The 4,801-nt window shown below is 70.8% G+C and carries 8 protein-coding genes, 1 pseudogene and 1 riboswitch; of the genes and pseudogenes, 3 read left to right on the top strand and 6 right to left on the bottom strand.

Annotated features, from left to right (window positions below):
• Positions 1 to 80: 80 nt before the first annotated feature.
• The 6 genes and pseudogenes from AC2W7G_RS09260 to AC2W7G_RS09235 all read right to left on the bottom strand — a co-directional run bounded on the left by AC2W7G_RS09260 (position 81) and on the right by AC2W7G_RS09235 (position 2,563).
• A complete protein-coding gene (locus AC2W7G_RS09260) occupies positions 81 to 260 on the bottom strand; it encodes a hypothetical protein (protein WP_485868178.1) in 180 nt (59 codons plus the stop codon).
• Positions 261 to 488: 228 nt separating this feature from the next.
• A pseudogene (serA, locus tag AC2W7G_RS09255) lies at positions 489 to 1,321 on the bottom strand (phosphoglycerate dehydrogenase); the annotation flags it as partial.
• Between the two features lie 46 nt (positions 1,322 to 1,367).
• Positions 1,368 to 1,456: riboswitch (ZMP/ZTP riboswitch) on the bottom strand.
• Positions 1,457 to 1,528: 72 nt separating this feature from the next.
• Positions 1,529 to 1,690: a hypothetical protein gene (locus AC2W7G_RS09250; RefSeq protein WP_485868177.1), complete on the bottom strand. Its 162-nt coding sequence runs from the start codon at positions 1,688 to 1,690 to the stop codon at positions 1,529 to 1,531.
• Positions 1,680 to 1,868 carry a hypothetical protein gene (locus AC2W7G_RS09245; protein WP_485868176.1) on the bottom strand — a complete coding sequence of 63 codons (189 nt, stop codon included), beginning with the start codon at positions 1,866 to 1,868 and terminating at the stop codon, positions 1,680 to 1,682. Before AC2W7G_RS09245 ends, AC2W7G_RS09250 begins: the two co-directional genes overlap by 11 nt.
• 35 nt (positions 1,869 to 1,903) lie before the next feature.
• Positions 1,904 to 2,101 (bottom strand): hypothetical protein, encoded by a 198-nt coding sequence (locus AC2W7G_RS09240; RefSeq protein ID WP_485868175.1) that lies wholly within the window; start codon positions 2,099 to 2,101, stop codon positions 1,904 to 1,906.
• Positions 2,102 to 2,137: 36 nt separating this feature from the next.
• On the bottom strand, positions 2,138 to 2,563 hold the full coding sequence (locus AC2W7G_RS09235) for a PaaI family thioesterase (RefSeq protein ID WP_485868174.1): 426 nt from the start codon (positions 2,561 to 2,563) through the stop codon (positions 2,138 to 2,140).
• A gap of 203 nt (positions 2,564 to 2,766) precedes the next feature.
• Here AC2W7G_RS09235 and AC2W7G_RS09230 point away from each other — a divergent pair, with 203 nt between their 5' ends.
• The 3 genes from AC2W7G_RS09230 to AC2W7G_RS09220 all read left to right on the top strand — a co-directional run.
• A complete protein-coding gene (locus tag AC2W7G_RS09230) occupies positions 2,767 to 3,066 on the top strand; it encodes a metal-sensitive transcriptional regulator (protein ID WP_485868173.1) in 300 nt (99 codons plus the stop codon).
• A gap of 22 nt (positions 3,067 to 3,088) precedes the next feature.
• Complete coding sequence (locus tag AC2W7G_RS09225; protein ID WP_485868172.1) at positions 3,089 to 3,325, top strand: heavy-metal-associated domain-containing protein; 237 nt, start codon at positions 3,089 to 3,091, stop codon at positions 3,323 to 3,325.
• A partial coding sequence (locus AC2W7G_RS09220) for a heavy metal translocating P-type ATPase (protein ID WP_485868171.1) occupies positions 3,322 to 4,801 on the top strand: 1,480 nt, incomplete at its 3' end. The genes AC2W7G_RS09225 and AC2W7G_RS09220, both read left to right, overlap by 4 nt.

Here is a 4,801-nt window from a genome sequence, read left to right as displayed (position 1 = left end):
ACGCGGATCCGTGTGACCACGCCCCAGGTCTGTAGGACCTGGCGTCGAGGATTCCTGGGGCTCTGCGGCCGCAGCCGGCCTCAGCTCAGCTGACGCAGGCGCACCGTCTCGGGCATGGACGCCAGCTCGGCGAGCACGTCAGGGCCGACCTCGGCTGCGACCTCGGTGATGACGTAGCCGACCTCGCCGCGCGTCGAGAGCGACTGCGACTCGATGTTGACCTCGTGGTCGCCGAGGATGCCGTTGATGCGCGCGAGCACGCCGGGCGCGTTCTGGTGCAGGTGCGCCAGGCGGTGGCGCTGGCCGTCGCTCTTGAGCGTGATCTCGGGCAGGTTCACGCTCAGCGACGTGCCGCCGAACGCGGTGTACGTGCGCAGCTTGGACGCGACGAAGCGGCCGATGTCCTGCTGGGCCTCCTCGGTCGAGCCGCCCACGTGCGGGGTGAGGATGACGTTGGCCAGCCCCTGCAGCTCGGACACGAACGGGTCGCCCTGCGCCTTGGGCTCCACCGGGAAGACGTCCAGCGCCGCGCCGGCGATGTGGCCGGACTCGATGTGCTTGCGCAGCGCGGCGGTGTCGACGGCGATGCCGCGCGAGAGGTTGAGGAACAGCGAGCGCGGCTTCATCCGGCTCATCTCGTCTCGCCGAACAGGCCGGCGTTGCCCGGACGTCCGTCGACGTGCAGCGTGACGACGTCGGAGACCTCGAGCAGCTCCTCCAGCGTGGAGCAGCGGCGGGCGTTGCCCAGCGCGAGCTTGTCGTCGATGTCGTAGAAGACGACCGACATGCCCAGCGCCTCGGCGACGACCGACAGCTGGCTCCCGATGTTGCCGTAGCCGACGATGCCGACCGTGCGGCCGCGCACCTCGTGGCTGCCGGCGGCGGACTTGTTCCACACGCCGGCGTGCATGCTCGTGGACTTCTCGTGCAGGCGGCGGGCCAGCGAGATGATCTCGGCGATGGCCAGCTCCACGACGCTGCGCGTGTTGGAGTACGGCGCGTTGAACACGGCGACGCCGTGGCGCGTGGCGGCGGCGAGGTCGATCTGGTTGGTGCCGATGCAGAAGGCACCGATGGCCAGCAGTTCGTCGGCGGCCTCGAGCACCTTCTCGGTGATGTAGGTCGTCGAGCGGATGCCGAGGATGTGGACGCCGGCGATCTTCTCGATCAGCTCGTCCTCGGACAGCGCCCGGGTCATCGTCTCGACCTGGTAGCCCTTGCCGCGCAGGAAGTCGGCACCGTCGGCGTGGATGTTCTCCAGCAGCAGGACGCGGACCTCGGCGTCGTCGACGCGCTCGGGCAGAGGGGACGTGGCGGTCATGCTCATCATCATGGCGGAACTCCTCCAGTCAGCGGACAGCGGCTGACGTGGGGGCCCAGGCGTACGGTCCCGTCGTCGTGCTCGTCAGCTGCTCCCTGGTGGTAGACCACCTCAACGCCAGTCGCGGCTGCGTGATTCCGAGTCTAGGCGACGCACGAAGGGCGCCCCGACACCGTCCGGACGACGGACGCGCGGGGCCCTGCCGGCTCAGGACTCCTTCGCAAGACGCTCGACCCAGACATCGGTCTTGCGTCCGAGCTTCTTGTCGATCGTCACCTTCACCTTGGCCGCAGCGCGCGCCTCGCTCTTCGTGACGAAGCGGCCCGTGTTGGCGGAGCGTGAGCGCGGTGGGCGAACCTCAGACGTCATCGCTCGACCCTCCTTCTTCGGTGGATCTCCAGTGTGCCCCAGCGGACGTCACCAGGCCAGATGCCTGCTGCTCGGCATAGGCCTCGAGGACCGGAAGGACGGCGGCATCGATGACGCCTGCCTCGTGCTCGCTCGCCCATTCACTCTGTGCCAGTGCATCGAGCACCTCGAATCCCACAGCCCTCGTCGTGCTGTCGTCACTCAGGGTGAGATCTAGCGCCCAGCGGGCTCGTTCCCACCACTGTTGCTTGCGCGCGCGTCTCTCTGCACCTTCACCGTTCGCGAGACGCCAGCGAACGCGACAAGCGCCGCCAGGACGGCGGCCAGACCACCGAATCCTGGCGACATCAGGAATTCTGACCATGTGAAGTCGGAGCTCGCTGACACCGCGAGCGACACCTCGTCGTCCATGGAGGCACGCTAACGGCGTGGACTGACCAGCGCGGGTCAGGACGAGCGTCCGGCGAACATCGCGATCGCCTCGGACGGGACCTCCTGCTCGAGGTTGGCAAGACGCACCTGACCCTGCGCGATGAGCTTGCCGTCCTGGTTGACGGTGTCCAGGTGCCACAGCTGCTGGGTGCGTCCGCGGTGGATGGGTGTCGCGGTCGTGGTGACCGTGTCGCCGACCCGGGCCTGACGGATGAAGTCGGTGGAGTTGTTCGTGCCGACGACGACGCCCTTGGTGCCGAGCCACACCTGGCCGGCGATGCTGGCCGTCGACTCGTGCACGGCGCAGTAGACGCCGCCGTGCGGGATGCCGAAGGGCTGCAGGTGCTGCTCGCCGAGGGTGAGCCGCACGACGACCTTGTCCGGGCCGACCTCCACGTGCTCGACGCCGAGGATGCCGTCCAGTCCGGGGTTCGAAGTCATGCCCGCACCCTAGCCAGCGCGCCGGATCGTCGAACGTCCTGGTGGCGCGGACCCCCTCGCCGGCGTCACGCCCTTCGACCTGAGCGCTGCGCCCCGACGGCCGGCGTCGACGTCACGTCCTGATCCCGCCGGACGCTGCCGCGCCCCGCCCTTGAAAGCGTTACCCCCGGGGGGTATGTTCGAGGTGAGCGAAGGAGCCCGACATGGACCAGCACCACCAGCACCCCGGCTACAGCGACGACAAGGTCGCCGTCCTCAAGCGGCTGCGCCGCGTCGAGGGACAGGTGCGGGGGCTGACCCGCATGGTCGAGGAGGACACGTACTGCATCGACGTCCTCACCCAGGTCTCGGCGACCACCCGGGCGCTCGAGGCCGTCGCGCTCAAGCTGCTCGAGGAGCACCTGGCCCACTGCGTCGTCGACGCCGCGCGCGCCGGGGGCCCCGAGGCCGACGTCAAGGTCAAGGAAGCCACCGACGCCATCGCGCGCCTGGTCCGCTCCTGACACCCACCGAGAGGACACCACCATGAGCACCAGCACCTACCGCGTCACCGGCATGACCTGCGGCCACTGCGTCAGCGCGGTCACCGAGGAGATCAGCGCCCTGCCCGGCGTCACCGACGTCGCCGTCGACCTGGTCAAGGGCGGCACGTCGACCGTCACGGTGACCAGCGACGCCGCGCTGGACGAGTCCGCGGTCGCCGGAGCGGTCGACGAGGCCGGGTACGCCCTGGCCGGTCCGCGCGACCTCCCCCTCGCATGAGCGCCGAGCCGCAGGTCCAGGACGCCACCGGCCTCGACCTGGTCACCCACCGCCTCGACGTCCACGGCATGAGCTGCACGTCCTGCGCCGCCCGGGTGGAGAAGAAGCTCAACAAGCTCGACGGCGTCCACGCGACGGTCAGCTACGCCACCGAGAAGGCCGTCGTCCAGGCCCCGGCCGACGTGGACGTCGAGACGCTGCTGGGCACCGTGCGGGCCACGGGCTACGAGGCGAGCGTCCGGCCCGACCCGCACGCCCACCACCACGGCGACGAGCACGCCGGCCACGACATGTCCGATGGCGGCCTGCACGGCCCGGCGTCCCTGCTGCGCCGGCTCAAGGTCGCCGCGGTGCTGACCGTCCCCGTCGTGCTGCTGTCGATGATCCCGGCCCTGCAGGTCGACTACTGGCAGTGGGTCGCCCTCGCCCTGGCCACCCCGGTGGTCCTGTGGTCGGCCTACCCGTTCCACCACGCCGCCGTGCTCAACGCGCGCCACCGCGCGGTCACGATGGACACCCTCGTGAGCCTCGGCGTCGGCGCCGCCTACCTGTGGTCCGTCGTCGCCCTGCTGTTCGGGGACGCGGGCATGGTCGGCATGACGATGGAGTGGCAGTGGCTGTCGCGCGGCGGCGGCCTGCACGAGATCTACCTCGAGGTCGCCACGGCGGTGACCGTGTTCATCCTGGCCGGCCACTACCTCGAGGCCGGCGCCAAGAAGAAGGCCGGCGCCGCGCTGCGTGCCCTCATGGACCTGGGCGTCCGCGAGGTCACCGTGCTGCGCGACGGCGTCGAGCAGCGGGTCTCTCCCGACGAGCTCGGCGTCGGCGACCGGTTCGTCGTCCGCCCCGGCGAGCGGATCGCCACCGACGGCGTCGTCGAGGAGGGCACCTCCGGCGTCGACGAGTCGATGCTGACCGGCGAGTCGCTGCCCGTGGACGTCGCGCCGGGCGACACCGTCACCGGCTCGACCGTCAACCAGGGCGGACGCCTCGTCGTGCGGGCCACCGCGGTCGGCGCCGACACCCAGCTGGCGCAGATGGCGCGGCTGGTCGAGGACGCCCAGGACGGCAAGGCCGACGTGCAGCGCCTGGCCGACCGGGTCTCGTCCTGGTTCGTCCCGGCGGTGATCGTGGTGGCGCTGCTGACGCTCGCCGGCTGGCTGCTGCTCAGCGGCGACGTGACCGCCGCGTTCACCGCGGCGGTGGCGGTGCTCATCATCGCCTGCCCCTGCGCCCTGGGCCTGGCCACGCCGACCGCGCTCATGGTCGGAACCGGCCGCGGCGCCCAGCTCGGCATCCTCATCAAGGGCCCCCAGGTGCTGGAGTCCACGCGCACGGTCGACACCGTCGTGCTCGACAAGACCGGCACCGTGACCACCGGCGAGATGACCGTCGTCGACGTCCGCCCGGCCGACGGCGTCGACGAGGGCGCTGCGCCGGGTCGCGGCGACGCTCGAGCACGCCGTCGCGCACCCG

It is taken from the genome of Aeromicrobium sp. PFPM2_SD2 (assembly GCF_057364525.1).
This window is presented reverse-complemented; position numbering and strand designations above follow the sequence as displayed.